The following is a 24,752-nucleotide window of genomic DNA, read 5'->3' on the forward strand; positions in this document are numbered from 1 at the left end:
GCCGTATATTTTCAACATCAAAAGTAAGCAATTTTAATAAGAATCTTATCATGCAAAATATCCAAGATTTAAAGGAAAAGATTTTATTTGAGTCTAAGAATATCATTGATAATCTTGACAAAATAAATAACGTAGACGAATTACTTTCCAAGCAAGATCTTGTGGATGAGCTTGCTAACAGGATTTCTTTTTTGAAACTGCTGGAGAAAAACATTGAATATTTCATTACAGAAGAATCTGTGCTGAATTCAGACAGCCATTCTGCTTTTTTTACTTCCGGTGAGGCAGATCATCACCACGATTCAGGAAATGAAGTAACGGAAGAAGAAGCTATTTTTAACAATGAACTGAACGAAATTGATGAGCATGAAAATGACAGTTTTATCACTGAAACTGATGAAGAAGAAGCCTTTAATAATCAGCTTAATGAAATTGTTGAAAATGAATTCCATGAAAATATTATAAGCTTTGTAGCAGAAAATAATGAAGAAAGATCTGTTGGAAATGTTCATACTCCGGCTTCTGCAGATGTAACGGAAGAAGAAGCTGTTTTCAATAATCAACTGAATGAAATTGATGAAAATGAACATTCTATTGCGGATGGAGCTGTTTTAAGTTTTGTGGATGAAGAGAAAATTCTTGCAGATGCACACCCTGATTCAGATGAAGATATCAATGAAGATATGTTTGAAAATGAAGTGACAGAAGAAGAAGCGATCTTCAATAATCAGCTCAATGAAATAGATGCCGATGATGAAGCTGAGATTAAAAAACAGGCAGATTTTGTAGAAGCAAATGAAACCAAGGAGAATAAAGTCAGAGAAACCATTCCAAGTATTTTTGATACTGAAATGCTTGACGATGAAATTCTTATTGAAGAGAATGAAGAGCAATTTGTAGCCTCCAATATCTCTTTGGAACAGGGAGAGCTGGCTACAGAAACTTCCAACGTTGAAAATATTGTGAACGATATTAAAAATGACCATTCTGAAGAGGAAAAACAGGAAGAAAATGTTCTCGCTGAAGTATATGACAGAAGAAAAATTGTTGAAATAGATAAACCTGTTCCCGAGGAAACAGATAGACATCCTTCTGATGAGAGTTTTGAAAATTTAGATAAATATCATCAGGAGAAAAAAATAAAATTAGCCAATATCAGAGGGTTGAAAGCTGTTCAGTCCCTGTTTGATGATGATCCGCTGGAAAGAGAATTTCCAAAAGAAAGCCAGCCTGAACCTGTTAAAGAAGATACAGGGAGTATCCTGAAATCTAATATTCCTACCAATTTTATGGAAGCTGAAAAGCAAAAACCAGAGTTTAAACTGGACTTGAATGACCGGATTGCCTTCTCAAAAATGCTGTTTGAAGGAAGCCAGGCAGATCTGAATGAAACAGTGGCCCATCTGAACCAGTTCAAAACATTGGAAGAAGCCAAGGAATACCTGAGCGATCTTTATTATGAAAGAAAATGGAATAAAGTGGATGAATATGCCCAGCGACTTTGGATATTGGTGGAAAATAAATTCTTATAATTTTGAGCGGAATCCTATATTTTGTTCCCACACCCGTTGGGAACCTGGAAGATATGACTTACAGGGCAGTAAATGTCCTTAAAGATGTTGATTATATTTTATGTGAAGACACCAGAACTTCAGGAATACTTTTAAAACATTTTGAAATCTCCAAGCCTTTGAAATCCTATCATTTACACAATGAACATCAGGCAACGGAGAAAGTAATTGCAGACCTAAAAAATGGTCAGAATATCGCGATCATTACTGATGCAGGAACTCCTGGTATTTCAGATCCCGGATATTTATTGGCTAAAGCAGGTGCAGATAACAATATTGAGATGATCTGTCTTCCCGGGGCTACAGCTTTAATTCCGGCTTTAGTGGTTTCCGGGCTTCCAAATAATGAATTTTTATTTGCCGGTTTTTTACCGCAAAAAAAAGGAAGACAAACCAAGCTAAAGCAGCTTGCCGAAGAAAAGAAAACCATTGTGCTTTACGAAAGCCCGCATAAGATCAATACTACATTAGAGCAGATCAAAGAATTCTTCGGTGAAAACACCAAAGCAAGCCTAAGCCGTGAAATTTCCAAGAAATTTGAAGAAACTAAGCGTGGAACAATCAATGAGTTAATTGAGTTTTCTAAGAGTAAAACTTTAAAAGGAGAGATTGTTCTTATTGTCAACAATTCTATTTGATTTTAATTGAAAAAGCTAATTTTTGTATTGTGTTCTACAGTTTGTATGGCACAAACTAACCAATACACTAAGGTTCTTCTTTCCAAAAAGACCGGGAAGGAGGTAAGTTCGTATTCTGACGGCTTCGGAATAGCTTATGACCCTGTTTCCAAAAAACAAGGCATTGTAGATACTAAAGGGAATATCACCTTCGAATCATCAGAAAAAGGAGGAATTTTCCATATTTTTAAAAACAGGTTCATTCTTTATTCTGAAGAAGGTGGCAGAAGGAAATCTGCAATTATTGATGAAAAAGGGAATGAACTGGTTCCCTTTGAATATCAGGATTTCAATACTCCCTGGTGGAGCAAAGAACGTATTATTGCTTCCAGGCAGGGAAAAGAAGCTGTTTATGACTACAATGGAAAACTTATTATTCCGGATTCAGATAAGATCCGGTTTGCCGGGAAAGAAGCCTTCTTTGTTTTAAAGGATAAAAAATGGTTCCTGTACGATTTTGACGGAAAGCAGCTTAGCGAAAGGGAATTTAAAGACGATTACAGCTTTGAAAATGGAAAAGTTCTCATCAGTAATGAAGAAAATCAAAGTGAGATCATAGGGAAAAATGGACAGACTTTGCATCGGCTTTCAAGGAATGTGGTAGATATGAGTGGGTATCCTTATCTGATTACCCAAAATAAAGCAACTGGAAAGTATGGATTGATTGATGTTGAAGACCATATCATTGCTGAAGAAATATATAACGATATCACTCCGGAGTACTTTGGTAAAAAAGAATATATTTATCTCAAAAAAAACAATAAAACAACTGTTTTTTATAAGAAAGACCAAAAGCTTTATCCTAACAGCTTTAAATATCTTTACGCATTATCCAATCATTTTTTTAAAATTTACGATGATAAATCAGAGCAATCGGGGATTGTAGATTTACAGGGGGATACCGTAATTCCTCTGGAATATGATTTTATTAAAAACTTTACAATATCAGGAAAGGATTTTATTTATCTTAAAAAAGGAAACGAAGAAAAGCTTTTGGACAAAGAGCTCAAAAATGTACTGAATGAAGGCGATCAGGTTATCGGTTTTTATCCTGATAATGTGGTTATCAGAAGACAGGATCAATATTACCGTTTTTCAGCCAACAACAAATCTGCGGTTGTACTTAAGGATGTTAAACTGATCAAGAACCAGGATGTTGAATACTTTACCATCCTGAATGAGTATTCAAAACCGCTTGTCTGTATGAATAATGCTAATCTTTATGGTATTCTGGATGGGAAAGGAACAGAGATTGTTCCGTTTTCTTATGAAGATATTATTGCTTTCGAAAACTTTGAAAATGAAATTGTTGTAAAGAAAGATGGAAAATATGGAGTTTTAAATTTTCAGAACGAGCCTTTAACTGAAATTATTTATGATAAATATACCTGGATGAAGGAAGTTTTAAAATTGAATAAGGATAAGAAAACAGACTTAATTTATTTCACCAGGTTTAGAAATGAGATAACGGAACTGTAGTAAAATCATAGAAAAGCAACAAAAAAAAGTTCAGTATTTTCATGTTTTCAATGTGTTGAATAACAATTTATAATATCTTTGCAAACCGTTTAATTCTGAAAAAGAATTATAATACTAAGCAAGTCAGCTTTCAATGGCTGAATAAGTTATAAAAAAATAATCGTCAAGAGATATGAAATTATTAGAAGGAAAGGTAGCACTAATTACCGGAGCTACAAGAGGAATCGGGAAGGGTATTGCTGAAATGTATGCTCAACAGGGAGCTAAAGTAGCATTTACTTATGCCGGTTCTGTAGACAAAGCTAAAGAATTAGAAGCAGCTTTAAGTTCTGTAACCCAAATTAAAGGTTATCAGTCTGACGCATCAGATTATGATGCTGCTCAAAAATTGGTAGAGGAAGTAATGGCGGAGTTTGGGCAGATTGATATTTTAGTAAACAATGCCGGGATTACAAAAGATAACTTATTATTGAGAATGTCTAAAGAAGACTGGGATCAGGTAATTAAAGTAAACCTTGATTCAGTTTTCAATCTTACAAAAGCGGTTATTAAGCCGATGATGAAAGCCAGATCCGGATCTATTATCAATATGACTTCAGTAGTGGGTGTAAAAGGTAATGCAGGGCAGGCTAACTATGCAGCTTCCAAAGCAGGTGTAATCGGGTTTACAAAATCTGTGGCATTAGAATTAGGTTCAAGAAATATCAGATGTAATGCTATTGCTCCTGGATTTATTGAAACTGAAATGACAGCTGTACTGGATGAGAAAACAGTTCAGGGATGGAGAGAAGGTGTTCCTTTGAAAAGAGGAGGGCAGCCGGAAGATATTGCTAATGCCTGTGTATTCTTCGGAAGTGATATGGCATCATACGTTACTGGTCAGACATTAAATGTAGACGGAGGAATGTTGATGTAAGAAATATAAAGAGGCTGCACAATACGTGCAGCCTCTTTTTTATTACTGCAAACTTCTAACTAAAATCTGCAGAAAAAATTATCAGTTAAAGACTTGATTTTCTTGCTCCTGAACCCTGATAAAGGTAGTTCTTTTAGAAAGCTCTTTAAGTTTGGATGCTCCTACGTATGTACAGGTAGAGCGTACCCCACCTAGAATATCCTTTACCGTTTCTGAAACCGGACCTTTATACACTACTTTTACGGTTTTTCCTTCCGAGGCACGGTATTCAGCTACTCCTCCAGAATGTTTATCCATAGCTGTTTTTGAACTCATTCCATAGAATAAACGGTATTTTTTACCATCTTCTTCAATCATTTCACCACCACTCTCATCGTGACCGGCAAACATGCCACCTAACATGACGAAATCGGCACCGCCACCAAAAGCCTTGGCAACATCTCCGGGAACCTTACAGCCTCCATCTGCAATAATGTGACCTCCTAAGCCATGAGCAGCATCAGCGCACTCAATAATGGCAGATAACTGAGGGTATCCAACTCCTGTCTTTACACGGGTTGTACATACAGAACCGGGGCCTATTCCAACTTTAATAATATCTGCGCCTACCAGAAGAAGTTCTTCTACCATTTCTCCGGTAACTACATTTCCGGCAATAATAATCTTATCAGGAAAATTAGCCCTTGCGGTCTTTACAAAATCAACGAAATGCTCAGAATAACCATTGGCAACATCTATACAGAGAAACTCAATTTTTGGATGCTTTTCAAGGATGAGCCTGATCTTTTCTTCATCCGCTTTTCCGGTACCAGTGCTTAAAGCAATATACTGATGAATACTTTCAGGCTGGTTTTGCAGGAACTGATCCCACTCTTCAGGAGTATAATGCTTATGGATAGCAGTAATGATCTTTTCTTTAGCCAGTTCAACAGCCATTTCAAAAGTTCCTACAGTGTCCATATTAGCTGCAATAATGGGTACTCCGCTCCACTTCTTTTTAGTATGTTTAAAGATAAACTCTCTTTCCAGATCTACTTCAGAACGGGATTTTAATGTAGAACGCTTAGGGCGGAACATTACATCCTTAAACCCTAGTTTTATGTCGTATTCTATGCGCATTTTGTAATTATTTGTCAGAATAAAGGTAGTAAATAATCTGAAAAGGATTATTTTTGAAGCAATGGATTTTCCTGTAACCTTTCATATTTTCGGTCAAACCATTCTTGCACATCCTCTTTTTGAGGCGGTTGGAATGTTTCTGGGCATGAGGTATTATTTTTATCTTAAAAAAAGATCAACGGAGAAGTTAACGTTCAATACTTCCGCAGCAGTTTTGATAGGAGCAACAGCCGGAGCTTTGTTCGGCTCCAAATTCATTGGGAATCTGGAAAACCCCTACACCATGTTTGAAAACTTCAGCTTTCAGAAATTTTGGTCAAGCAATACCATTGTTGGAGGGCTGGCTTTTGGGTTACTGGGAGTGGAACTGGCTAAAAAATTAGTCGGACATAAAGAAAGTACGGGAGATCTAATTGTTTTTCCCTTAATGTTAGCTATAATTATCGGAAGAATTGGCTGTTTTCTTACAGGAATTCATGAAGAAACTTATGGTATTCCCACAGATTCTGTTTTTGGGATGCACTTGGGAGATCAATACTTAAGACATCCTGTTGCTTTGTATGAGATCGTTTTTTTGTTTGGTCTTTGGATGGTATTAAAATATATTCAGAAACAGAAGAAATATCCCTCAGGATTTCTTTTTCAGATCTTTATGCTAAGTTATTTTATATTCAGATTCTTTTTAGATTTCATTAAACCAAGGGTGGAAATTGCAGGAAATCTGGGTACTATTCAGCTTACATGTATTTGTGTAATTATTTACTACATTTATACCATTAAAAATATCCAAACCACATATTTAAAATATTCAAGATGAAACCTTTAACACTTTTAGAAGTTGGTGACCTTACTGGCCTGGTGGTCATGATCATTGGTGCGATGATTATAGGTGCTCTGTTTTTTTCTATTATTGTTACCTTTATTGTGAAGCTGATCTATGAAAGTAAGGATAACAGGAAATTCAGCAGAAAACAGTTTATACAGACTCTTGTTATTTGTTTACTGGTCTGTGGATTAATCAGCGGATACATCTGTGGATAAGCATTTTAAGAATTAATTATGCCAGTAAGAAACTATACCTATTACGATTATACAATCAGTCTTTGCCCGGAATGTCTGAAAAGGGTAGGAGCGAAGATTATTATAGAAGACGAAACCGTTTTCATGACCAAAAGATGTCCGGATCATGGCTTTTTCAAAACAAAAATTGCTTCTGATGTTCATTATTACAAGAATATAAGAAACTATAACAAAGCCTCGGAAATGCCTCTTCATTTCGGAACAGATGTGGAATATGGATGTCCCTATGATTGCGGACTTTGTGTAGATCATGAGCAGCATAGCTGCCTTTCCATCGTAGAAGTTACAGACCGTTGTAACCTTACCTGTCCAACCTGTTATGCCATGTCTTCTCCACATTATGGAAGTCACAGAACTTTGGAGGAAATTGAAGCAATGTTTGACGTGATTGTCAACAATGAAGGAGAGCCTGATGTTGTTCAGATCAGTGGCGGAGAGCCAACCATCCATCCGGAGTTTTTCAAAATTATGGATATTGCCAAATCAAAACCCATTAAACATTTGATGCTGAATACCAACGGGATAAGAATTGCCAATGATCCGGGGTTTGCAGAAAAGCTGGCAACCTATGCTCCTGAATTTGAAGTATATCTTCAGTTTGACTCTTTTAAACCGGAAGTTCTGGAAGATTTCAGAGGAAAAGACCTGACATCTGTAAGAATGAAAGCTTTGGAAAAACTGAATGAGCTGAATCTTTCTACCACCCTGGTAATTGTTCTTCAAAAAGATAAAAATATTGATGAGATCGGAAAGATCATTGAATTTGCTTTAAAACAGAAATGTGTAAGAGGAATTACCTTCCAGCCGGTAGAAATTGCAGGAAGAAACAGGGAAGATTCTGCCCATGAGAAGATCACTTTAACTGAAGTAAGACAGGAAATCCTGAATCAGTTTCCGCTTTTAAACTCTGATGATATTATTCCGGTTCCGTGTAATCCGGATGCTTTGGCGATGGGATATATCTTAAAGCTTCAGGGAGAAATTATTCCTTTAACAAGGTATATCAATCCTGCCGATCTTTTGAATAATGAATCCAAAAATACCATCGTTTACGAACAGGATACAGGCCTCCATATGCAATTACTGGATATCTTCAGTACCGGTATTTCTGTAGATAAAGTAAAACCTAAGGTTAATCAGTTACTTTGCTGTCTTCCGGAAGTATCTGCCCCGAATCTGGATTATGATAATCTGTTTAGGATTATTATTATGAACTTTATGGATGCCCATGATTTTGATGTAAGAGCAGTGAAGAAATCTTGTGTCCATATTGTTAATAAAGACTTGAAATTAATTCCGTTTGAAACCATGAACCTTTTCTACCGTGATGATAAGAAAAGCTATTTAGAAGAACTAAGGAAGGAAGATAAAGTGCTGTTTTAAGCATAATTATCTGTGCTCATCTGCGAAAATCTGTGGTTAATCAGAGAATTTAATTTTCCCACAGATGACACAGATCTTCACAGATGATTACGTATAAATGAAATCTGAGTTATCTGCCCTATCTATCTGCGAGAGATAAAAAAGCAAAAGCGTGAAATGAAATTTCACGCTTTTCTATTTTTAAATAACAGTATTATTTAGACTCTTTTACAGTGTCAAAAACCATGACTTCTTCCAACGTTTTCATGTATTCATACGCAGTAAGGTCAAACTTTACGGGAACTATAGAAATGTATCCGTTAGCAAGAGCTGTTTCATCAGCATCTTCAGAATCATCCATATTGTTGAAGTAACCAGTTAGCCAGTAATACTTTTTCCCATGTGGGTTTATCCTTTCATCAAAGCTTTCTTCCCATTTCGCGTGGGCCTGTTTGCAGACTTTTACCCCTTTTATTTCAGATGCAGGAAGCTTAGGAATGTTCACATTCAGAACAATTCCTTTCGGCATTGGGTTTTCAAGAGTTCTTCTTACAATATTCTGAATAAACTCTTTAGCTTGGGTAAAATCTGCTTCCCAACTGAAATCCAGCAATGAGAAGCCAATGGCGGGAATTCCTTCCACTCCTGCTTCTACAGCAGCAGACATGGTTCCTGAATAAATTACATTAATAGACGAATTAGCACCATGATTAATCCCTGAAACCACAATGTCAGGTCTCCTTTTCAGAATTTTATCAAGGGCCATTTTTACGCAGTCTACTGGCGTTCCACTGCAGGAATAATCTGTTTGCGGACCATCAAGGGTAACTTCTTCGTAGCTTAGCGTAGAATTAATGGTGATAGCGTGGCCTTTACCACTTTGGGGAGAGTTAGGGGCTACCACCACTACTTCTCCGATTTCGTTCATAAAACTGATCAAATTTCTGATACCGGGTGCTGTAATTCCATCATCATTAGTAACCAGAATAAGCGGTCTTTCCATATATTATCTTAATTTTTTATACAAATGCAGTACAATCTGTTCATTTGAGAATTGAACACAGAGAACTTTTCAACACATCAAATGTAGTTAAAAATAAGACGCAATAAAACACAATAACTATGATTGGCTGATTAAATTTAATCAACAAACAATCTGTATTTTAGGTAGAAAAGAAAACTGGGTACCGGAAGAAAAAAGTTTTGAAGATTAAATTTACATTTGAAGTTAACATAAATCTTTCCTCATTTCAATGATCCAGCATTGAAATTAAAGATAAGATATCAACATCATTATCAGTTATTATTCATTTTTTAATTATTCCAGCGGTTTTCTGCCTGTAATAATGTTATAAAGAATAACAACAATAGCAATTACCAGTAAGATATGTATTAAATACCCTGTACTGATTCCAGGGACAATCCCCAGCATTCCTAAAAGCCATACAACGATACAGATGACTGCGATTAACCATAATAAGCTTCTCATAATAATATTTTTTAAAGTGATTTGTTTAAATATCAGCATATTCTGTGCCTTTATGCACTGAAATTATTTTTTGTGGTATCTCTTTATGAATTTTTAAGAAGACTTTTTCGAAGATTATTTTTTTTGAAGGTGGAAGGAATAAAGCCTATTCACTCCGTGTTTTATGATGGGGGAAGAGTTCAGTGGGTAAATTATAATGGTCTTATTGAATAAAAATTCTTAAAACTGCCCGATATTTGTAAATAAGGTATTAAATTTGATCGTTTGTAACAGTCTGCAAATTATTGCTACTTATTACAATACTTATTTTTCAAAAAATTAATAAATAAAGACAGTTTATGTGGAAAAATTTCAAACTGAATAAATTTTTACTCCTAATTCCATTAACCAGTCTAATGTTTTGCTTCAACTCGCCGAAGAACGATGATGAAAAGATGCAGACAATAATGGTGAGCGTAAAAAACACTCTTTCTTACCTGCATTATAGTCCGAAGCCTATCAATGATGCCTACTCAAAAGATGTTTATAAGCACTATTTCGAATTGGTAGATCCTGCCAAAAGATACTTCCTGCAGTCTGATATGGATGAATTCAGCAAGCATGAAACCAAGCTTGACGACTATATCAATCAGGGTGATCTGAGTTTCTATAAACTTACGATTGACAGGCTTTACCAAAGAGTGGACGAGATCGATAAGATTACTCAGGACATTTTCAGCAAGCCCATTAACCTTCAGGAAGAAGAAACCCTTACCCTGGAGCCAAAACTTAAAAAAGTACCTGCCAATAAGCAGGAACAGTATAACGAATGGAAAAAGTTCATCAAATACAACATCCTTCAGGAAGTTGAATCAATGAACAGTAAAGAAGAAGCTCAGAAAGAGAAGAAAGATTCTGTTCAGAAGTACAAATTAAATGATACCATCAAGCTGAAAATCCTTACTCAGGATGAGAAGATCAAAAAAGCAACGGATGAGGTAAAAGACCTTGTGAAAGAAACCTTCACAAGATTCAAAAAGAGAAAGAAAATGGATTGGTTTACTGTGTATATGAATGCCTATACCGAAGTATTTGATCCGCACACCAACTACTATTCTCCAAAAGATAAGGAAGACTTTGATACTCAGTTTACCGGAAAAGTGATTGGTATCGGAGCCTTGATTCAGGAGAAAAAAGGGAACCTTTATCTTGGAGCCCTCACTATTGGCGCTCCGGCATGGAAATCCAAGCAGCTTTCTGAAGGAGATAAGATCCTGAAAGTAAAATCTAAACCAAAGGATGATGCTGTAAATGTAGTAGGAATGCTTTCTGATGAAGCCGTAAGATTAATCAGAGGAGAAAAAGGAACTCCTGTTACTTTAACGGTTCAGAAAAAAGACGGAACAATTAAGGATGTAACTATGATCCGTGAAGAGGTTGCCATTGAAGATACTTTTGCAAGAAGTATTGTTGTAAATGCTCCTAATGGTAAGAAATACGGATTTATCAATCTTCCAAGCTTTAACGCAGATTTTGAAAACTCAAAAGGAAGAAATGCTTCTGATGATATTAAAAATGAGATTATTAAACTTAAAGCTCAGAATATAGAAGGAATTATTCTTGACCTTAGAAACAATGGTGGTGGATCGCTAACGGAAGTAGGGGATATTATGGGGCTTTTCATGGATGCCGGACCTTATGTACAGGTGAAAGACGGAAACGGAAAAATACAGACCCTGAAGAATAAATATGAAACTCCGATCTGGACCGGTCCGCTTGTGATTATGCAGAACGAACTTTCTGCTTCAGCTTCTGAGATCTTGGCAGGTGTAATGCAGGATTATGGAAGAGCAATGGTGATCGGTTCTCCACAGTCTTTTGGAAAAGGAACCGTTCAAACTTTTGTTGACCTGAACAGATTCCTGAATACTGAAGATGATTTCGGATCTTTAAAACTGACGATTCAGAAGTTCTATAGAATTACAGGGGAATCTACACAGAGAAAAGGAATTGTTTCAGATATTCAGATGAAAGATTTCTTTACATATGCAGAAGTAGGAGAGCGTTATGACGATTTTGCTTTGGCTTGGGATAAAATTCCGGCTACTAAATTTGAAAAACTGAACTACTTTAATATTCAGGCTCTTGAAAAAGCAAGCGCAGACAGAATGGCTAAGAATAAAAACTACCAGCTTCTGCTAGAATCTGCCCAATGGAGAGAAAAGCTGGATAAAGAGGAAACCATTACGCTGAACATCAATAAATTCAATGATGTGATGAAACACAGAAAATCTCAGATTGAGAAATTCAAAGTACTGACTAAATTTGAGAACGGATTGCTGTTTATCATGTATCCAAGTGAGATTGAAAGAGAGAAAAAAGATGAAGCTTTCAAAAAGAAATCCGAAATGTGGATCAAGAATCTTAAAAAAGACCTTTATCTGCAGGAAGCAATGAATATTGTATCAGATATGGGAGTTAAATCATAAAACATAAAAAAACCGATAATGAAAATTATCGGTTTTTTTATTGTGTAAAATGCTAATTACTTAATTTCTACACATCCCACTCTTCCGCCTGCATTTCCGGTAGGCTGGGTATGGAAATCATCAGCTGCTGCATGTACAATAAGGCCTTTTCCAATGATGTTTTTAGATTCATCTGTACACCCAAGACACCATTTATCTGTCTTAAAGGTTAAAACTGCCGTTCCGTTCTGATCAGCTACTAAATTTCCTATATCTCCCATGTGGAAATGTTCAGCCCCCCATTTTCCGTGATCGTTCTTAGATGGGTTCCAGTGGCCGCCTGTAGAGGTTCCGTCTGCTGCAGAACAGTCTCCTTTTTCATGAATGTGTACTGCATGGATTCCAGGGGTAAGATTCGTTACATTCAGTTTCATGATAACATCATTTCCCTGTTGGGTAAACTTAGCTGTTCCACCTGTCTGAGTTCCGCTTTTGGCATTTACGGCATACGTCTTTGTAGTTCCGCATGAAGCTGCCAAAAATGCAAATCCTGCCAATAATGCTAGTGTTTGTACTTTCATTTTTAAATGATTTAAAGTGATATTTATGCTAAATTTAAAAAAGATTTTCCAAAACACTTTATGATCATACCTTTTTTCTGTAAGAATATCTGGTGTGGTGCTTTTAAAGCATTATTACACTCAACAAAAATAAGAAACCTCTAATCTGCAAAAAAGCAATAATAGACAACTTACATATACTTAGGATCAGTACCTTTGGAACTCTACATTTTTTATTTTGGAAGAATACAAAAAACGGATTGTAAAAGCCATACAATTCATTGATGCAAATCTTGATGCTGATCTGTCTCTGGAAAAAATTGCAGAGATCAGTGCCTATTCACCTTTTCATTTTCACAGGATATTCAAGCTTCTTACAGGAGAAACCCTTCAGAATTATATTATCAGGAAAAAAACCGAAAAAAGTGCTTTTCTTCTGGCTGTCCGTAAGGATATGGAAATGAAGGAAATCTACTTTAACCTTGGTTTTTCCAATCCTTCTGTTTTCAGTAAAACCTTTAAAAAATACTACGGTTTATCACCTTCAGAATTCCGTAAAACGGCTCCCGAAGTCTTTCACAAAATTTTACAAACACAAAGCAAGAACGGACAAATTGATACGGTTTTCAGCCAATATATTTGCACTATTGAAAACCTGTTAAATTGGACAACAATGAATTTAAAAATTGAAATAAAAGAAATGCCGGAAATGAATCTGGCTGCAGTAATGAGCCTGGGTATTGCCGGAGTAGAGCCGGCTTACAATGTACTTGTAGACTGGGCAAAAAAGAAGAAACTGTTTCCTGCAGACCATGTAAAAATGATCTCTGTATATCATGACAGCTTTAAAGTAACACCAGCTGATAAGGTAAGAATTCATGCCTGTATGCTGTTAGATGACAAACTGAAAGATCCGGCAGGAGAAATTTTTTCGGAAACCATAGAAGCCGGAAAATTTATTGTCGGAAGTGGCGAAGTTACACTCAACGATTTTGAACAATGCTGGGTTTCATTGTTTCTATGGATGAATGAGCATAACTATTCCATGAGGAGAACCTTCCCGTTTGAAATCTATCATTCCAACTTTAAAGATCACCCTGAAGGAAAAATGCTCGTGGATTTTTGTATCCCGATCCAGTAATTAAATACTCAATAAAAGGCTTGCCAAGAGCTGAAGAAAGAAGCAAAATGAATGTGTGTAACTTAGAGTGACTTCCAGTCTTCTTCTGAATTTCATTCTTTTTACCATTCAGTAACAAAAGTATGCCCTTCAGTAATAATTTTTTTACACAAGGGCATTTTTCAGATTACTTTTGATCCAGAAATTAATAACCATGAAAACACAAGGACATAAGATACTTTTTCTGATAGCATTAATTGCCTTTGCATTGGGATATTCCCAGACAAAGATTTCAGGAAGGGTTATGTTTAAAAGCAAAGGAGTAAGTGAAGTAAACGTTACATTGAAAGATACTTATGATGGGGCTACTACTGATGCGCAGGGTAATTTTTCATTCGAAACCTTAGAAAAAGGAAGCCACCAGATCACTTTTACCCATCCCAGATATGAAGAAGTGGTAAAAATAGTAAATATTGAAAATCAAAATATTATTGTTGATGCAGACCTTAAAGAACAGATCAGTGAAATTGAAGCAGTTGTGGTTTCTGCGGGTTCAATTGAAGCAAGTGACAGAAAGAGGGCAACTGCATTATTGAGTCCCATTGATATTTATACTACAGCCGGATCTGACGGTCAGATATCTTCTGCATTAAATTATCTTCCGGGTGTTCAGAAGGTAGGAGAGTCCGGAGGACTTTTCATCCGGGGAGGTACAGGAGCAGAGTCTAGAATCTTTATGGATGGAAGCCTTATCAATAACTATTTTTCTAATTCCGTACCCGGAATTGCGGGAAGAGATCAATTTAATACTTCACTTTTCAAAGGGAATATATTCTCAAGTGGCGGTTATTCTGCACTTTATGGGCAGGCTCTTTCCGGAGTATTGATGCTGGAAAGTGTGGATCTTCCGGACGAAAGCTCATATAATATTGGGGTTTCTCCCATCTTTTTAGATGCAGGATTTCAAAAATTAGTAGCTCAGAAAAATTATTCCTTTGGAGCCTCAGCCGGATACTCGCTTTTAAGCCTGATGCAGAAGGTTTTTAATTTTAATACCGATTTTATTGATGCTCCTCAGGGATTCAACAGTGATTTCAATTTTAGATTCAAAACAAAATCAGGAGGATTTTTTAAATATTATGGTATGTATAATTCCAATAAAATGGGAGTGAAAACAGAAAGCCTGGAGCCTGAATATAAGTTCGGACTGGTAAGATTAAAAGGCAAAACTACTTATCATAATCTGTCCTTCAGGCAAAAGTTCGGAAAATATCTTCTCAACGTTAATGGTTCCTATTCGTATAATCAGTCAGACCTTAACTTTTCTAGAGAAACCAACGGAGTGGAAAGTGGAAACAGCAGACTACTGAATGATGGAAACTATATTAATTTTAAAACGGTTCTTGAAAGAAAAATTAATAAAATCAGTGCTTTAAGGGGTGGTTTTGAACTGAATAATACCGATGAAAATCTAAACTTTGAGAACATTCAGAAGAATTACAAAGATTTAATTTCTGCAGCATTCGTAGAAACAGACCTTGGGTTCAGTAATGCATTATCTGCAAAGATCGGATTAAGGGCAGAAAACTCCTCTTATCTGGGGAGAAGTAATATAGCACCCCGTTTTGCGCTGGCATACCGTCTTGCAGATCAATGGACCGCTAACGTAGCTTATGGAATCTTTTATCAGAATCCTGAAAGCAAGTACATCAATGGGCCTGCAAAACTGGATTTTCAAAAGTCACAGCATTATATTTTTCAGCTTCAGAGAAGTTCGGAAGGAAAAAGTCTGCGTTTTGAGGCATTTTATAAAAAATATGACCAGCTAATCAAAACAGTTAATATTCTTCCCGGAAAAGAGCAGAATCAGCAGGTTCAGACAGCATTGAATAATGACGGATACGGCTACGCAAAAGGGCTGGAGGTGTTTTGGAGAGACAATAAAAAAACATTTAAAAATATAGATTACTGGTTAACATATTCCTATCTGGATTCAAAAAGAGATTTTATCAATTATCCTGCAAGTTTAAAACCTGGTTTTGCAGCAGAACATACCCTTTCTGCAGTAGTTAAAAGATTCATTCCGGAATGGAAATTAGGAGTAAACCTATCTTATACTTATGCGAAAGGCCGTCCTTATTATGATATTGCCACTGAAATCAAAGATGGAAAAGCATATAATTATACCAGAAATGAAGGGAAGTTAAAAGATTATAACGCTTTGAATATCAGTTTTAATTATCTTCCTGCTATTGGAAAAAAAGACGCAAAAGCATTTCCCGTATTTGTATTGAGTATTTCAAATGTGCTGGGATCTAAAAATGTATACGGATATAACTTTTCAGCCAACGGATCAAGAAGTTCCGCTGTAGTTCCACCAGTAAACACCTTTGTTTTTATAGGAGCATTTATAAGCTTTGGAGTAGATAAAACAGAGGACGCAATTAATAATAACTTATAAAAACATAACTTCGAATAAACAACAACTAACTTTTAAAATTTAATATCATGAAAAAATACATTTTAAGTTTCGCTTTAGGTTTAATGAGTTTAACAGCTTTTGCACAGGCAGATTATGAAAAAATAATGACTGAAAAAGTCGCAAAAATTGAAACCTGTAAAACCCCGGAGGATTTCCAGACCTTGTCTAATGACTTCCAGAGAATAGGAAGTAAGGAAAGTTCACAATGGCTTCCACCTTATTATGCAGCATTAGCTCAGATCCAAAAAGGAAGGATAATGATGAGAAATGGAAATACCCAGGATCTGGATGCGGTGGCTTCACAGGCAGAAAAATACCTGGGAACTGCTCAAAATCTTGCCGGAGCAGATAATGCAGAGATCCATCTGTTAAAAAAAATGGCATATTCACTTAGAATGATGGTGAATCCTCAGCAACGTTTTATGACAGACGGGGCAAGAGCATCTGAAGAACTTATCAGAGCTGAAAAGCTGGATCCAGCTAACCCTAGAATTGCTCTTATTAAAGCAGAAGACACTTATTTTACCCCGGAACAGTACGGAGGAAGTAAAAGTAAAGGAATAGAAATGTTTAAAGAAGCACTCTCAAAATTTAATGCCTATAAACCTAAAACTGCTATAGATCCAAATTGGGGCAGAGGAGAAGCTGAATATTTTTTAAGCTTATCTGAGGAAAAGAAATAATAGAAATAAACCTTCACAAAATGGAGGTTTTTTATGTCTTTAACTCATACTTTAAAAACAAAAAGAATCAGGATTATATGATAATTTTTTAAAGTTTTGTCTAATGATGCAGTTCAGTAATAAAAACCAACCCTTCGGTAAGAAATAATTTTTGATACCTTTAATAAAAACTATTTTTGAATCAAGAAAACCCATCATGAAACGTAAGGATATTAAAACCATGTTTTGGATCTCATTCATTGTCTCCATGTTTTTCTTTTTTGCTTTTACGGAAGAGAAAAATCTGGAAAACTTTGTATTAACCATATTTATTTCCCTGTTGTACACTTTTATATTGGGAGGAGGAAATGGATTGCTGAACAGTTTTCTCAATAAAAAACTTCCCTGGTCTGAAGAAACATCCAAAAGGGCGGTAATCAGTATTATTTCTGTTATTATTGTCAATGTCATATTGGTCTATTTTTGTAATTACATCAATTTTGTGCTGATCCAGAAAGCCGCTACTACTGAAGAATATTTTTCCGGAAAATATAACTTTGCCAATTGGTTTACCATTAATGTTGCATTGCTTATTTCTTCCTTCCTTCATGCAAAAAGTTTTATGCAGGAACTAAAAAAGACTTCCAGAAAAGAAGTGGTAGAGCAGAAACTGATTGCCAAATCAGCGAATGCCCAATTTGAAAGCTTAAAAAACCAACTGGACCCTCATTTTCTTTTTAATTCTTTAAACGTTCTAAGCTCATTGATTGATGAAAATCCCAATCAGGCCCAGAAGTTTACAGCTTCAATGTCAAAGATTTACCGATATGTACTTGAACAAAAGGATAAAGAAATGGTAACGGTGGAAGATGAAATAGAGTTTGCCAAAACCTATTGTGATCTTTTAAAAACAAGGTTTGAAGACAGTGTTGATTTTATTTTTGACGTTAAGAAAGAGGATTATCGGAAATTTGTTGTGCCTTTATCTTTGCAGCTTCTTTTGGAGAACTGTATTAAACATAATTTTGCTACATCATCAAAACCACTGGTCATCAGAATATTCGCAGAAAATGATATCCTTTGCATTGAAAACAATTTACAGGTCAGGGAACAGATCAAAGAAAGTTCCGGGATCGGATTGGCAAATATTGTACAACGCTATTCTCTGCTTACAAAAAGGAATGTTTTTATAGAAAAATCTGAAGACTATTTTAAAGTAAAGCTTCCAATGCTTGTTGATAAGCCTAATATTGTCAGTGAAAAACAGGATGATGATATTAAAGCTTATAAGAAAGCCCAGAAGAGAATGAAAGAGATCAAAGATTTTTATATTAATCTGATTTCTTACTGTATAGTGATCCCTTTCCTGATCTTTATTAATATTTTCACCAAAAGCTCATTTCACTGGTTTTGGTTTCCGGTGTTCGGGTGGGGGATTGGGGTGGCTTCTCATGCATTTCAGGTTTTTGGTGTTGGAGAATCATGGCAGGAAAAGAAGATCCGTGAAATTATGAACAATCAAAAAAATAATAACGATGGAAAGATTTGACGAAAATGATATTCAATATCAGAAAGCCAGGAGATATGTTGAAAAGTTAAGAGGTTTTTATGCTCATTTATTTGTCTACATTGCGGTGAATGTAATGATTGTTTTTTACAATTATAGCCATTTAAAGCCTGGAGAAAGCTATTTTGAGTTCAAAAATTTCTTTACACTCACATTCTGGGGTGTTGGCTTATTGGCCCATGCTGCTACCGTTTTCCTTTCAAAAAACGGTTACCTGCAGAATTGGGAAGAAAAAAAGATCCGAGAACTGATGGAAAAAGAGAAAAAAAACTTGTAGGATAAAGAGAGTAAAAACTGCTTTTGTTCAAAGATGGTATTGGAGCCTTTTGTTTTCCTGTTTTTTTCTGAAACAATTTAAATATTAATCAAGATGAAAGCTTTACAGATTCTTTATATAATATCCATGATTGCATGGTTTCTCAGTGAGTTTCTTTATAAAAACGTCCTGAAATCCGGCAAGAATGACAAAAAAGGAAAAGACAGGTCTACTCTTAATATTCTTTGGCTGGCCATTCCTTTTTCCATTGCAGCAGCTGTAACCATTTCCAATCTTACCATTTTACCCATTATTCATGAAAACTGGATCATGTATGTAGGAGAAATGTTTATTCTTATGGGTATTATTTTCAGGTTTATTATCATTAGATCCTTAGGGAAATATTTTACCGTAGATGTAACTATTAAAGAAGATCATCAGATCAAAAAAGAAGGTTTTTATAAGTATTTGAGACATCCTTCCTATGCTTTTTCCCTGCTTACCTCATTGGGCTTAGGATTGTATCTCAATAACTGGCTGTCACTTATTTTAGCTTTTGTTCCGCCGTTTTTAGCCTTTGCTTACAGAATTAAAATTGAAGAACAGGCTCTCATAGAACAATTTGGGGAAGAATATATTGAATACAGGAAAACAACAAAGAAACTCATCCCGTTTATCTACTAAATTTCTTACGCGTAAGAATTGCTTTAATACGAGGAATGCACAAATAATTTTGTTTGTGCATTTTTAGCAAAAACCAGTTCTGGCTGTCATAAAATCTTTGATTTCGTGTATATCCATATATCATTAAATTCTATTACATCCTTGCATTTAGCAACAGGTAAAATCAAAATTCAATACTATTTAAATTCAGAGAATTCATTGCTCCTATATTTTTTACCATTCGGGAAGCTTAATCTACCGTTCGGTCATATAAAATTGATTTGAGGTGCTTTTCCGCCATACATTTGAATCAAGAAAAAACAATTAATCCTTTAAAAAATAAAAAAATGGAAACTTTTAAAGAAACAACAGCTTACGAAAGAGCATCTAAAAGAGTAAAAGATCTGAAAGAATTCTACGGAAACCTTACGTCCTTCTGTATTGTTATTCCGTTTCTTGCTTTTTTAAACCTTATGACTGCCCCTGGATATTTATGGTTCTTATGGCCAATGTTTGGATGGGGAATAGGAATTGTATTTCACGCAGTGAATGTTTTCGGAATTGGAAAAAATTGGGAAGAGAAGAAGATCAGAGAATTGATGGCTGAAGAGAAAGGGAAAACAAAAACATTATAACAATCTAAAAACAATATATCATGGATTATAACAACGCATATAACAGAGTTCAGCAATTAAAAAAATTCTATAAAAACCTGATATGGTTCGGAATAGTATCAGCAATTATTATTGGAAATGACTGGTTTAATGATGAATTGCATTACAGAATATTTGGAGGTCATTTATTTTTAGCTATCTGGGCACTTTTCCTGGGAATAAAAGCGGTCTCTCTATTTATTTTTAATGATGAATGGGAAAAAGAAATGATGAGAAAAGAAACTCAAAAAAATAAAAAAGCAATAGACTTTTAAATCTGATTATTTTATCTAATTTTATTTCCAATTTTAAAACTAAAACTATTAGCTCAATGATCAAGACTGTAATTATTGAAGATGAAAAACCTGCTTCAAGGAAATTAGAGAGAATGTTAGGTAGTTTTCCTGATATTGAGGTGGTTGCTAAAATAGAATCGGTAGAAGAGGGAGTAGCCTGGTTTTCTGAAAATGAACATCCGCAGCTGATTTTTTCTGATATTGTTCTTGGAGACGGTTTGTCATTCGATATCTTTGAAAAAGTGCCCACCAAAGGCTTTATTATTTATACAACAGCTTTTGATCAGTATACCCTAAAAGCCTTTAAACTGAATAGTATAGATTATCTGCTGAAACCAATCCTTGAAGAAGATCTCTCCGGAGCTATTGAGAAGTTTAAGTCTTTTCTGCCTTCCAATAGCGATATCGGGTCGCAGGATATCAAACAGCTGATAAGAAAAGAAAAATCTATTCTTTCAAGGGTTTTGGTGAAAATAGGATACAATCTGAAAATTGTCCAGACCCAGGAAATAAGTTGCTTTTTCAGTGAGAATAAGATCGTATACCTTCAGACAGATGAACGTTCTTATCCATCAGATTTTACTTTGGACGAACTGGCGGATATTCTGGATGATAAAAAATTTTTCCGTGTTAACAGGCAGTTTATCATTAATTCTGATTATATCAAAAATATCCATACTTCACCGTATTATAAAGTAGACCTTGAATTTCAACCCCAGGAAGAAATTACGGTAAGCCGTGACCGTGTTAAAGACTTTAAAGACTGGCTTGTAAGTTAAAACAGCTCATATTTTGTATCCAAAAAATATAACCATGGATCTTATTCTACTTCTTTTCAGGCTTCTCCTCTCCATTTTCTACTCCTGATGGCCGGGAATAAAAATCACTGGCCGATTTTATAAACTGATGGAATGCTTCCGTTATTTCGGTTTTGTGTTTATGCGTCAGAGGAAATGGAACCATGTGGGAATAATCAAAGGGGAAATCCCTTATTTCAACATCTACATTGATGTTTCGGTAACCGCCCCGCAAAGTATTTAAAGCTTCCATGGGAGGCGCAATGCTGTCTTTTTCCAATACATAAGCTTTTATCTGGGATTGAATCTCATGAATTCTTTCTTCCCTTTCTTTTTGGAAATAATTGTACCTGAGCATCTTTTTAAACCAGCTTTCCTGTGGATGAAGCTCATCATCCTGATAATGTTTCAGCCTGTTATCATACTTAAAGTCAGAACTTAACAGCTCTGTAAAAACAGACTGCATTTTAATGGTAGCCTGAGAATCCATAATATACTTGGAAATCGGAAACATCCGGTCAATGGTCATGCCGCCACAAAAACAAAAAACTTTAGATTGGGTGAAAAAGCCATGTGGATCGGCCATTTTAATAATCATGGAAAGAAATGAGCCAATGGAATATCCAAAAAGATCCAGACTTGCGTCCGGAGAAATACCCTTAATCTTATCGCTTTTAATATCTTTCACTACTTCAATGATGTCTGAATAAGTTTGCAGTCCTGACCAGAAGACTCTTTGAGGATGAGCTTCCAGCCTGGAACTTGTGGCAGCATTTACATAAGAAAAATGAGTGTTTTCCGGGTATTTTTCCTTTCTGAACTTAACAATTTCTGTCATTTGATGGCGGTCACTCCAAATTGCTTCCGCACGGTCCATATGAAAGGCGATAGGAAACAATATAACCGCTTTTCCGGTTTTTTGAGCCAGTTCATAAGCCCATGGAAGATATTTGTCCCATTTCTTTTCATTCAGCCCATGGAAAAAGATAATACAGCCATTGGCAGTTTCTACATCAGCTCTTTTCAGAATATGGTACTCAAACCTTTTATTGCATTCAATATCAAAATCCTTGATGTCTATTGATGGCTGATGATATATCAGATAAGCATTTTCATTAATCTTCAGTGGATGATGATGTTCAGTACAATCCGTATTATCGGAACCATATGCAAGATGACATACTCTGGATTCAAAAGGAATAGACTCAATGGTTACGTTCAGGTCCTTGATTTTCACAATCCCTTTTCTGGAATCAAAATGACTTTTCAAAACATCATACAATTCATAATATTCCATAGCAAAATCATTGAGGGTTCATATTTAAAACATTGAAATTAATCAATTATTGTGGTAAAGTATTGGTTTTTAAAGGTTAAAAGTATCCTAGGCATAAGATTCAATTTGCTTCGGATGATATGAAAAAACCATATACTATCTGTAATCAATTCTGTTGGATTCGGTATCCTCAAGCTGCTTAAGGATAGATTCCGGAATTTCATCACTGTCAATAGGAAAGCTTATGGAATCTGAGATAAAGTTTTTTCTGTCAGCTTTCAGGAATATTTCAAACAGGGCAATCGGTTCCTGATTAAAACTGATACAGGTGCTGATGAAATGGAGCTCATGCAGTTTATAATCCGGATTTTTGAGCTTTTCCTTACTATCTTTTATTCTTGATATAAAATGCCTCTGTCTGATAAAAGTATTGCTGTTCATAATGATAAATACATAATCTGAATATGCAGTTACCTTTCCGAAATACTTATGGTGATCTCCGCCGCTTCTTTCGATGAAATATTCGCCGGTAGTTTCAGACTTGTAAATTTCCATAGCAGAACGCCAGATCCTGTCTTCCCGGGCCTGAGTCGGATTTTCCGGAAGATTCCTGTTATATGAGTACCAACAGCCTACAAGACGTTCTAAGAGAGTTATATTCGGCTTCACATTATTCATATCAATTTTAAGATCATTAAAGTTGAATGATTCCGTATTGGAATTGATGAAATCAATATAATTTGAGTATCCTAACACCTTAACAATCAGACTGAGTTTGGCAAGATTAGGGCGGCTTAGAACAGCATTTTCATTCTGTCTGAATTTTTTAAGCTTATTGATAATCAGATGTTCATAAAGATAATTGTTTCCCAGAAGATCAGGTTTCTTTTTTATTTCTTTTTCTGAATATTCCGTGATAATAAGCTCATTAAGCTCAGCACAAATGTATGACCACTCGGTTTTGGTAACATCTTCCCAATGATTTTTCTTTAAAAACTGCCGGCTTAAGAAATTCATCAGTTTCTCCAGATGTAGAATATCATCTTTTTTCATATTTAGATTTTCTAAGACTAATTTAAGATTTTTATCAGTCTAAATAAGATTTTTGAAAGACTTTTATATTGCAAAATCCATTGATATTTGAGTAGAAAAACAAAAGAAAACAATGGAAACAAAAATGTTATTAAAAGATGAATCCCTTTGGAACAGAATTCAGGGGTTTTCGCTGGATGCTTCTGATGCTGATTTCCCTTTTTCGAAAAAACTGGCAAAAGAAGAGAACTGGAGTCTGGAATTTACCCGAAAGGCCATAGAAGAATATAAAAAGTTTGTCTACCTCTGCTGCATTCTTCCCAAAGGAGCTTCTCCAAGTGAAATCGTAGATAAAGTCTGGCATCTGCATTTGATTTATACTCAGAATTACTGGGAAGAGTTCTGCCCGAAAATTTTAAAAAGGCCATTACATCATCATCCTTCAAAAGGAGGGTTCAATGAAAAGCTTAAACATCAGAATTGGTTTACAGACACCTTGAAAAGTTATCAGGATATCTTTCAGGCTGAAGCTCCCAGGGATATTTGGCTGAATAGAAATACTATTGATAAAACAAAAAATAAGTTGCGAATAGGGAAGTTTATACCGTTCCTGATGCTGATCTTGCTGCTTACGTCCTGCCTTGGAGAGGTGATAACAACTATTGGTTCTATTTTCTTTTCCTTCGTAGGAATTCTTGTTTTTGGAGGTGTTATAGCATCCATTAAAAAGTTTAAAGATAAGAATGATGGGAATTCTGATTCAAGCTGTGGTGGAAGCAGTTGTAGTGGCGGTGGGGGCTGCGGTGGAGGGTGTGGCGGTTGCGGAGGATGTGGCGGGTAAAATAAGTAAAAAAAATAAATCATGAAAAAGTTAATCATCCATTCTATCCCTGTTGTAATAAGTTGTATATGGCTTGTTGCTGAATTTCAGACATTCAATCCGATACCATTGAAAGGGACGGAATTTTTAAAATTTTATTCAATTTTGATTGTAGGATTTTACATCTCCATTTTTATTGTAAAATCACGGAAAGAAATAATTTCACGGGTTACAATTTATTTTACGATACTTATTTTGGGTGTTGGGATCATAAAGCTGATACGTGGGATTATATTGGGAAAACCAATTGGCTTTTTAGTTATGATATTGATGGCGGAATCAATTGCTGTATTTCTGCTGATGAGTTGGAAATTAAATGATAAAATAAAGCAATAAAAATAAACCCGAAACAAAGTGCTTCGGGCTTA

The 24,752-nt window shown here is 35.4% G+C and carries 25 protein-coding genes; 19 read left to right on the plus strand and 6 right to left on the minus strand.

The window, feature by feature from the left end:
* The first annotated feature begins 50 nt into the window (after window positions 1-50).
* From EG339_RS05500 to fabG, 4 genes are all read left to right on the plus strand, one after another.
* Entirely contained in the window at window positions 51-1,532 is a 1,482-nt protein-coding gene (locus tag EG339_RS05500) for a hypothetical protein (protein WP_123869227.1), read from the plus strand.
* 2 nt (window positions 1,533-1,534) lie between these two features.
* Window positions 1,535-2,209 carry a 16S rRNA (cytidine(1402)-2'-O)-methyltransferase gene (rsmI, locus tag EG339_RS05505; RefSeq protein ID WP_123869228.1) on the plus strand — a complete coding sequence of 225 codons (675 nt, stop codon included), beginning with the start codon at window positions 1,535-1,537 and terminating at the stop codon, window positions 2,207-2,209.
* Between the two features lie 45 nt (window positions 2,210-2,254).
* The gene (locus EG339_RS05510) at window positions 2,255-3,727 is read left to right on the plus strand and encodes a WG repeat-containing protein (RefSeq protein WP_123869229.1); all 1,473 of its coding nucleotides are present in this window, start codon (window positions 2,255-2,257) and stop codon (window positions 3,725-3,727) included.
* A 172-nt stretch (window positions 3,728-3,899) separates the two neighbouring features.
* Window positions 3,900-4,643: a 3-oxoacyl-[acyl-carrier-protein] reductase gene (gene fabG / locus EG339_RS05515; RefSeq protein WP_123869230.1), complete on the plus strand. Its 744-nt coding sequence runs from the start codon at window positions 3,900-3,902 to the stop codon at window positions 4,641-4,643.
* 81 nt (window positions 4,644-4,724) lie between these two features.
* Here fabG and EG339_RS05520 read toward each other — a convergent pair whose 3' ends face one another.
* The gene (locus EG339_RS05520) at window positions 4,725-5,762 is read right to left on the minus strand and encodes a GMP reductase (RefSeq protein WP_123869231.1); all 1,038 of its coding nucleotides are present in this window, start codon (window positions 5,760-5,762) and stop codon (window positions 4,725-4,727) included.
* A 61-nt stretch (window positions 5,763-5,823) separates the two neighbouring features.
* On the opposite strand from EG339_RS05520, the gene EG339_RS05525 reads away from it, so the two are divergent.
* From EG339_RS05525 to EG339_RS05535, 3 genes are read left to right on the plus strand one after another with little or no spacing between them, the layout of a single operon-like run.
* Window positions 5,824-6,579 (plus strand): prolipoprotein diacylglyceryl transferase, encoded by a 756-nt coding sequence (locus tag EG339_RS05525; RefSeq protein ID WP_123869232.1) that lies wholly within the window; start codon window positions 5,824-5,826, stop codon window positions 6,577-6,579.
* The gene (locus EG339_RS05530) at window positions 6,576-6,803 is read left to right on the plus strand and encodes a hypothetical protein (RefSeq protein WP_123869233.1); all 228 of its coding nucleotides are present in this window, start codon (window positions 6,576-6,578) and stop codon (window positions 6,801-6,803) included. The genes EG339_RS05525 and EG339_RS05530 overlap by 4 nt, the downstream gene beginning before the upstream one ends.
* Before the next feature lie 18 nt (window positions 6,804-6,821).
* Complete coding sequence (locus EG339_RS05535; protein ID WP_123869234.1) at window positions 6,822-8,225, plus strand: radical SAM protein; 1,404 nt, start codon at window positions 6,822-6,824, stop codon at window positions 8,223-8,225.
* 193 nt (window positions 8,226-8,418) lie between these two features.
* Here EG339_RS05535 and surE read toward each other — a convergent pair whose 3' ends face one another.
* Both surE and EG339_RS05545 read right to left on the minus strand, forming a co-directional pair.
* Entirely contained in the window at window positions 8,419-9,207 is a 789-nt protein-coding gene (surE, locus tag EG339_RS05540; protein ID WP_123869235.1) for a 5'/3'-nucleotidase SurE, read from the minus strand.
* A 315-nt stretch (window positions 9,208-9,522) separates the two neighbouring features.
* Entirely contained in the window at window positions 9,523-9,693 is a 171-nt protein-coding gene (locus tag EG339_RS05545) for a lmo0937 family membrane protein (protein ID WP_117590580.1), read from the minus strand.
* A 338-nt stretch (window positions 9,694-10,031) separates the two neighbouring features.
* On the opposite strand from EG339_RS05545, the gene EG339_RS05550 reads away from it, so the two are divergent.
* Window positions 10,032-12,161: a carboxy terminal-processing peptidase gene (locus EG339_RS05550; RefSeq protein ID WP_123869236.1), complete on the plus strand. Its 2,130-nt coding sequence runs from the start codon at window positions 10,032-10,034 to the stop codon at window positions 12,159-12,161.
* A 56-nt stretch (window positions 12,162-12,217) separates the two neighbouring features.
* On the opposite strand, the gene EG339_RS05555 is transcribed toward EG339_RS05550, so the two are convergent.
* Window positions 12,218-12,721 (minus strand): superoxide dismutase family protein, encoded by a 504-nt coding sequence (locus tag EG339_RS05555; RefSeq protein WP_123869237.1) that lies wholly within the window; start codon window positions 12,719-12,721, stop codon window positions 12,218-12,220.
* 217 nt (window positions 12,722-12,938) lie between these two features.
* Here EG339_RS05555 and EG339_RS05560 point away from each other — a divergent pair, with 217 nt between their 5' ends.
* The 9 genes from EG339_RS05560 to EG339_RS05600 all read left to right on the plus strand — a co-directional run bounded on the left by EG339_RS05560 (window position 12,939) and on the right by EG339_RS05600 (window position 21,178).
* Window positions 12,939-13,841, plus strand: a complete 903-nt coding sequence (locus EG339_RS05560; RefSeq protein ID WP_123869238.1) for an AraC family transcriptional regulator — start codon at window positions 12,939-12,941, stop codon at window positions 13,839-13,841.
* Window positions 13,842-14,034: 193 nt separating this feature from the next.
* Window positions 14,035-16,281, plus strand: coding sequence for a TonB-dependent receptor (locus EG339_RS05565; RefSeq protein WP_123869239.1), 2,247 nt, complete (start codon window positions 14,035-14,037; stop codon window positions 16,279-16,281).
* 47 nt (window positions 16,282-16,328) lie between these two features.
* On the plus strand, window positions 16,329-16,985 hold the full coding sequence (locus tag EG339_RS05570; protein WP_123869240.1) for a hypothetical protein: 657 nt from the start codon (window positions 16,329-16,331) through the stop codon (window positions 16,983-16,985).
* Between the two features lie 196 nt (window positions 16,986-17,181).
* On the plus strand, window positions 17,182-18,513 hold the full coding sequence (locus tag EG339_RS05575) for a 2TM domain-containing protein (protein ID WP_123869241.1): 1,332 nt from the start codon (window positions 17,182-17,184) through the stop codon (window positions 18,511-18,513).
* Window positions 18,500-18,808 (plus strand): 2TM domain-containing protein, encoded by a 309-nt coding sequence (locus EG339_RS05580; RefSeq protein ID WP_123869242.1) that lies wholly within the window; start codon window positions 18,500-18,502, stop codon window positions 18,806-18,808. The genes EG339_RS05575 and EG339_RS05580 overlap by 14 nt, the downstream gene beginning before the upstream one ends.
* A gap of 93 nt (window positions 18,809-18,901) precedes the next feature.
* A complete protein-coding gene (locus EG339_RS05585; RefSeq protein WP_123869243.1) occupies window positions 18,902-19,471 on the plus strand; it encodes a methyltransferase family protein in 570 nt (189 codons plus the stop codon).
* 326 nt (window positions 19,472-19,797) lie between these two features.
* Window positions 19,798-20,085, plus strand: coding sequence for a 2TM domain-containing protein (locus EG339_RS05590; protein WP_123869244.1), 288 nt, complete (start codon window positions 19,798-19,800; stop codon window positions 20,083-20,085).
* Between the two features lie 20 nt (window positions 20,086-20,105).
* The gene (locus EG339_RS05595; protein ID WP_123869245.1) at window positions 20,106-20,378 is read left to right on the plus strand and encodes a 2TM domain-containing protein; all 273 of its coding nucleotides are present in this window, start codon (window positions 20,106-20,108) and stop codon (window positions 20,376-20,378) included.
* Window positions 20,379-20,434: 56 nt separating this feature from the next.
* On the plus strand, window positions 20,435-21,178 hold the full coding sequence (locus EG339_RS05600) for a LytR/AlgR family response regulator transcription factor (protein WP_123869246.1): 744 nt from the start codon (window positions 20,435-20,437) through the stop codon (window positions 21,176-21,178).
* 46 nt (window positions 21,179-21,224) lie between these two features.
* Here the strand turns inward: EG339_RS05600 and EG339_RS05605 are convergent, their stop codons facing one another.
* Together EG339_RS05605 and EG339_RS05610 are read right to left on the minus strand one after the other, a co-directional pair.
* Entirely contained in the window at window positions 21,225-22,493 is a 1,269-nt protein-coding gene (locus EG339_RS05605; RefSeq protein ID WP_123869247.1) for a DUF6051 family protein, read from the minus strand.
* A gap of 135 nt (window positions 22,494-22,628) precedes the next feature.
* Window positions 22,629-23,525 (minus strand): hypothetical protein, encoded by an 897-nt coding sequence (locus EG339_RS05610; protein WP_123869248.1) that lies wholly within the window; start codon window positions 23,523-23,525, stop codon window positions 22,629-22,631.
* A 112-nt stretch (window positions 23,526-23,637) separates the two neighbouring features.
* On the opposite strand from EG339_RS05610, the gene EG339_RS05615 reads away from it, so the two are divergent.
* Together EG339_RS05615 and EG339_RS05620 are read left to right on the plus strand one after the other, a co-directional pair.
* A complete protein-coding gene (locus EG339_RS05615) occupies window positions 23,638-24,345 on the plus strand; it encodes a glycine-rich domain-containing protein (protein ID WP_123869249.1) in 708 nt (235 codons plus the stop codon).
* A gap of 21 nt (window positions 24,346-24,366) precedes the next feature.
* On the plus strand, window positions 24,367-24,720 hold the full coding sequence (locus tag EG339_RS05620) for a hypothetical protein (protein WP_123869250.1): 354 nt from the start codon (window positions 24,367-24,369) through the stop codon (window positions 24,718-24,720).
* Window positions 24,721-24,752: the final 32 nt, after the last annotated feature.

Origin of the sequence: Chryseobacterium bernardetii, assembly GCF_003815975.1 — a bacterium.
Classification (GTDB): Bacteria; Bacteroidota; Bacteroidia; order Flavobacteriales; family Weeksellaceae; genus Chryseobacterium; species Chryseobacterium bernardetii.

What these genes read in the sequence shown, in the direction of transcription:
- EG339_RS05580 (WP_123869242.1), top strand. Translation starts at nt 18,500, where the DNA reads ATGGAAAGATTTGACGAAAATGATATTCAATATCAGAAAGCCAGGAGA.
- EG339_RS05605 (WP_123869247.1), bottom strand. Translation starts at nt 22,493, where the DNA reads ATGGAATATTATGAATTGTATGATGTTTTGAAAAGTCATTTTGATTCC.
- EG339_RS05520 (WP_123869231.1), bottom strand. Translation starts at nt 5,762, where the DNA reads ATGCGCATAGAATACGACATAAAACTAGGGTTTAAGGATGTAATGTTC.
- EG339_RS05585 (WP_123869243.1), top strand. Translation starts at nt 18,902, where the DNA reads ATGAAAGCTTTACAGATTCTTTATATAATATCCATGATTGCATGGTTT.
- EG339_RS05530 (WP_123869233.1), top strand. Translation starts at nt 6,576, where the DNA reads ATGAAACCTTTAACACTTTTAGAAGTTGGTGACCTTACTGGCCTGGTG.
- EG339_RS05590 (WP_123869244.1), top strand. Translation starts at nt 19,798, where the DNA reads ATGGAAACTTTTAAAGAAACAACAGCTTACGAAAGAGCATCTAAAAGA.
- EG339_RS05535 (WP_123869234.1), top strand. Translation starts at nt 6,822, where the DNA reads ATGCCAGTAAGAAACTATACCTATTACGATTATACAATCAGTCTTTGC.
- EG339_RS05545 (WP_117590580.1), bottom strand. Translation starts at nt 9,693, where the DNA reads ATGAGAAGCTTATTATGGTTAATCGCAGTCATCTGTATCGTTGTATGG.
- EG339_RS05595 (WP_123869245.1), top strand. Translation starts at nt 20,106, where the DNA reads ATGGATTATAACAACGCATATAACAGAGTTCAGCAATTAAAAAAATTC.
- EG339_RS05565 (WP_123869239.1), top strand. Translation starts at nt 14,035, where the DNA reads ATGAAAACACAAGGACATAAGATACTTTTTCTGATAGCATTAATTGCC.
- fabG (WP_123869230.1), top strand. Translation starts at nt 3,900, where the DNA reads ATGAAATTATTAGAAGGAAAGGTAGCACTAATTACCGGAGCTACAAGA.
- EG339_RS05500 (WP_123869227.1), top strand. Translation starts at nt 51, where the DNA reads ATGCAAAATATCCAAGATTTAAAGGAAAAGATTTTATTTGAGTCTAAG.
- surE (WP_123869235.1), bottom strand. Translation starts at nt 9,207, where the DNA reads ATGGAAAGACCGCTTATTCTGGTTACTAATGATGATGGAATTACAGCA.
- EG339_RS05550 (WP_123869236.1), top strand. Translation starts at nt 10,032, where the DNA reads ATGTGGAAAAATTTCAAACTGAATAAATTTTTACTCCTAATTCCATTA.
- EG339_RS05620 (WP_123869250.1), top strand. Translation starts at nt 24,367, where the DNA reads ATGAAAAAGTTAATCATCCATTCTATCCCTGTTGTAATAAGTTGTATA.
- EG339_RS05575 (WP_123869241.1), top strand. Translation starts at nt 17,182, where the DNA reads ATGAAACGTAAGGATATTAAAACCATGTTTTGGATCTCATTCATTGTC.
- EG339_RS05510 (WP_123869229.1), top strand. Translation starts at nt 2,255, where the DNA reads ATGGCACAAACTAACCAATACACTAAGGTTCTTCTTTCCAAAAAGACC.
- EG339_RS05600 (WP_123869246.1), top strand. Translation starts at nt 20,435, where the DNA reads ATGATCAAGACTGTAATTATTGAAGATGAAAAACCTGCTTCAAGGAAA.
- EG339_RS05570 (WP_123869240.1), top strand. Translation starts at nt 16,329, where the DNA reads ATGAAAAAATACATTTTAAGTTTCGCTTTAGGTTTAATGAGTTTAACA.
- EG339_RS05615 (WP_123869249.1), top strand. Translation starts at nt 23,638, where the DNA reads ATGGAAACAAAAATGTTATTAAAAGATGAATCCCTTTGGAACAGAATT.
- EG339_RS05610 (WP_123869248.1), bottom strand. Translation starts at nt 23,525, where the DNA reads ATGAAAAAAGATGATATTCTACATCTGGAGAAACTGATGAATTTCTTA.
- EG339_RS05525 (WP_123869232.1), top strand. Translation starts at nt 5,824, where the DNA reads ATGGATTTTCCTGTAACCTTTCATATTTTCGGTCAAACCATTCTTGCA.
- EG339_RS05555 (WP_123869237.1), bottom strand. Translation starts at nt 12,721, where the DNA reads ATGAAAGTACAAACACTAGCATTATTGGCAGGATTTGCATTTTTGGCA.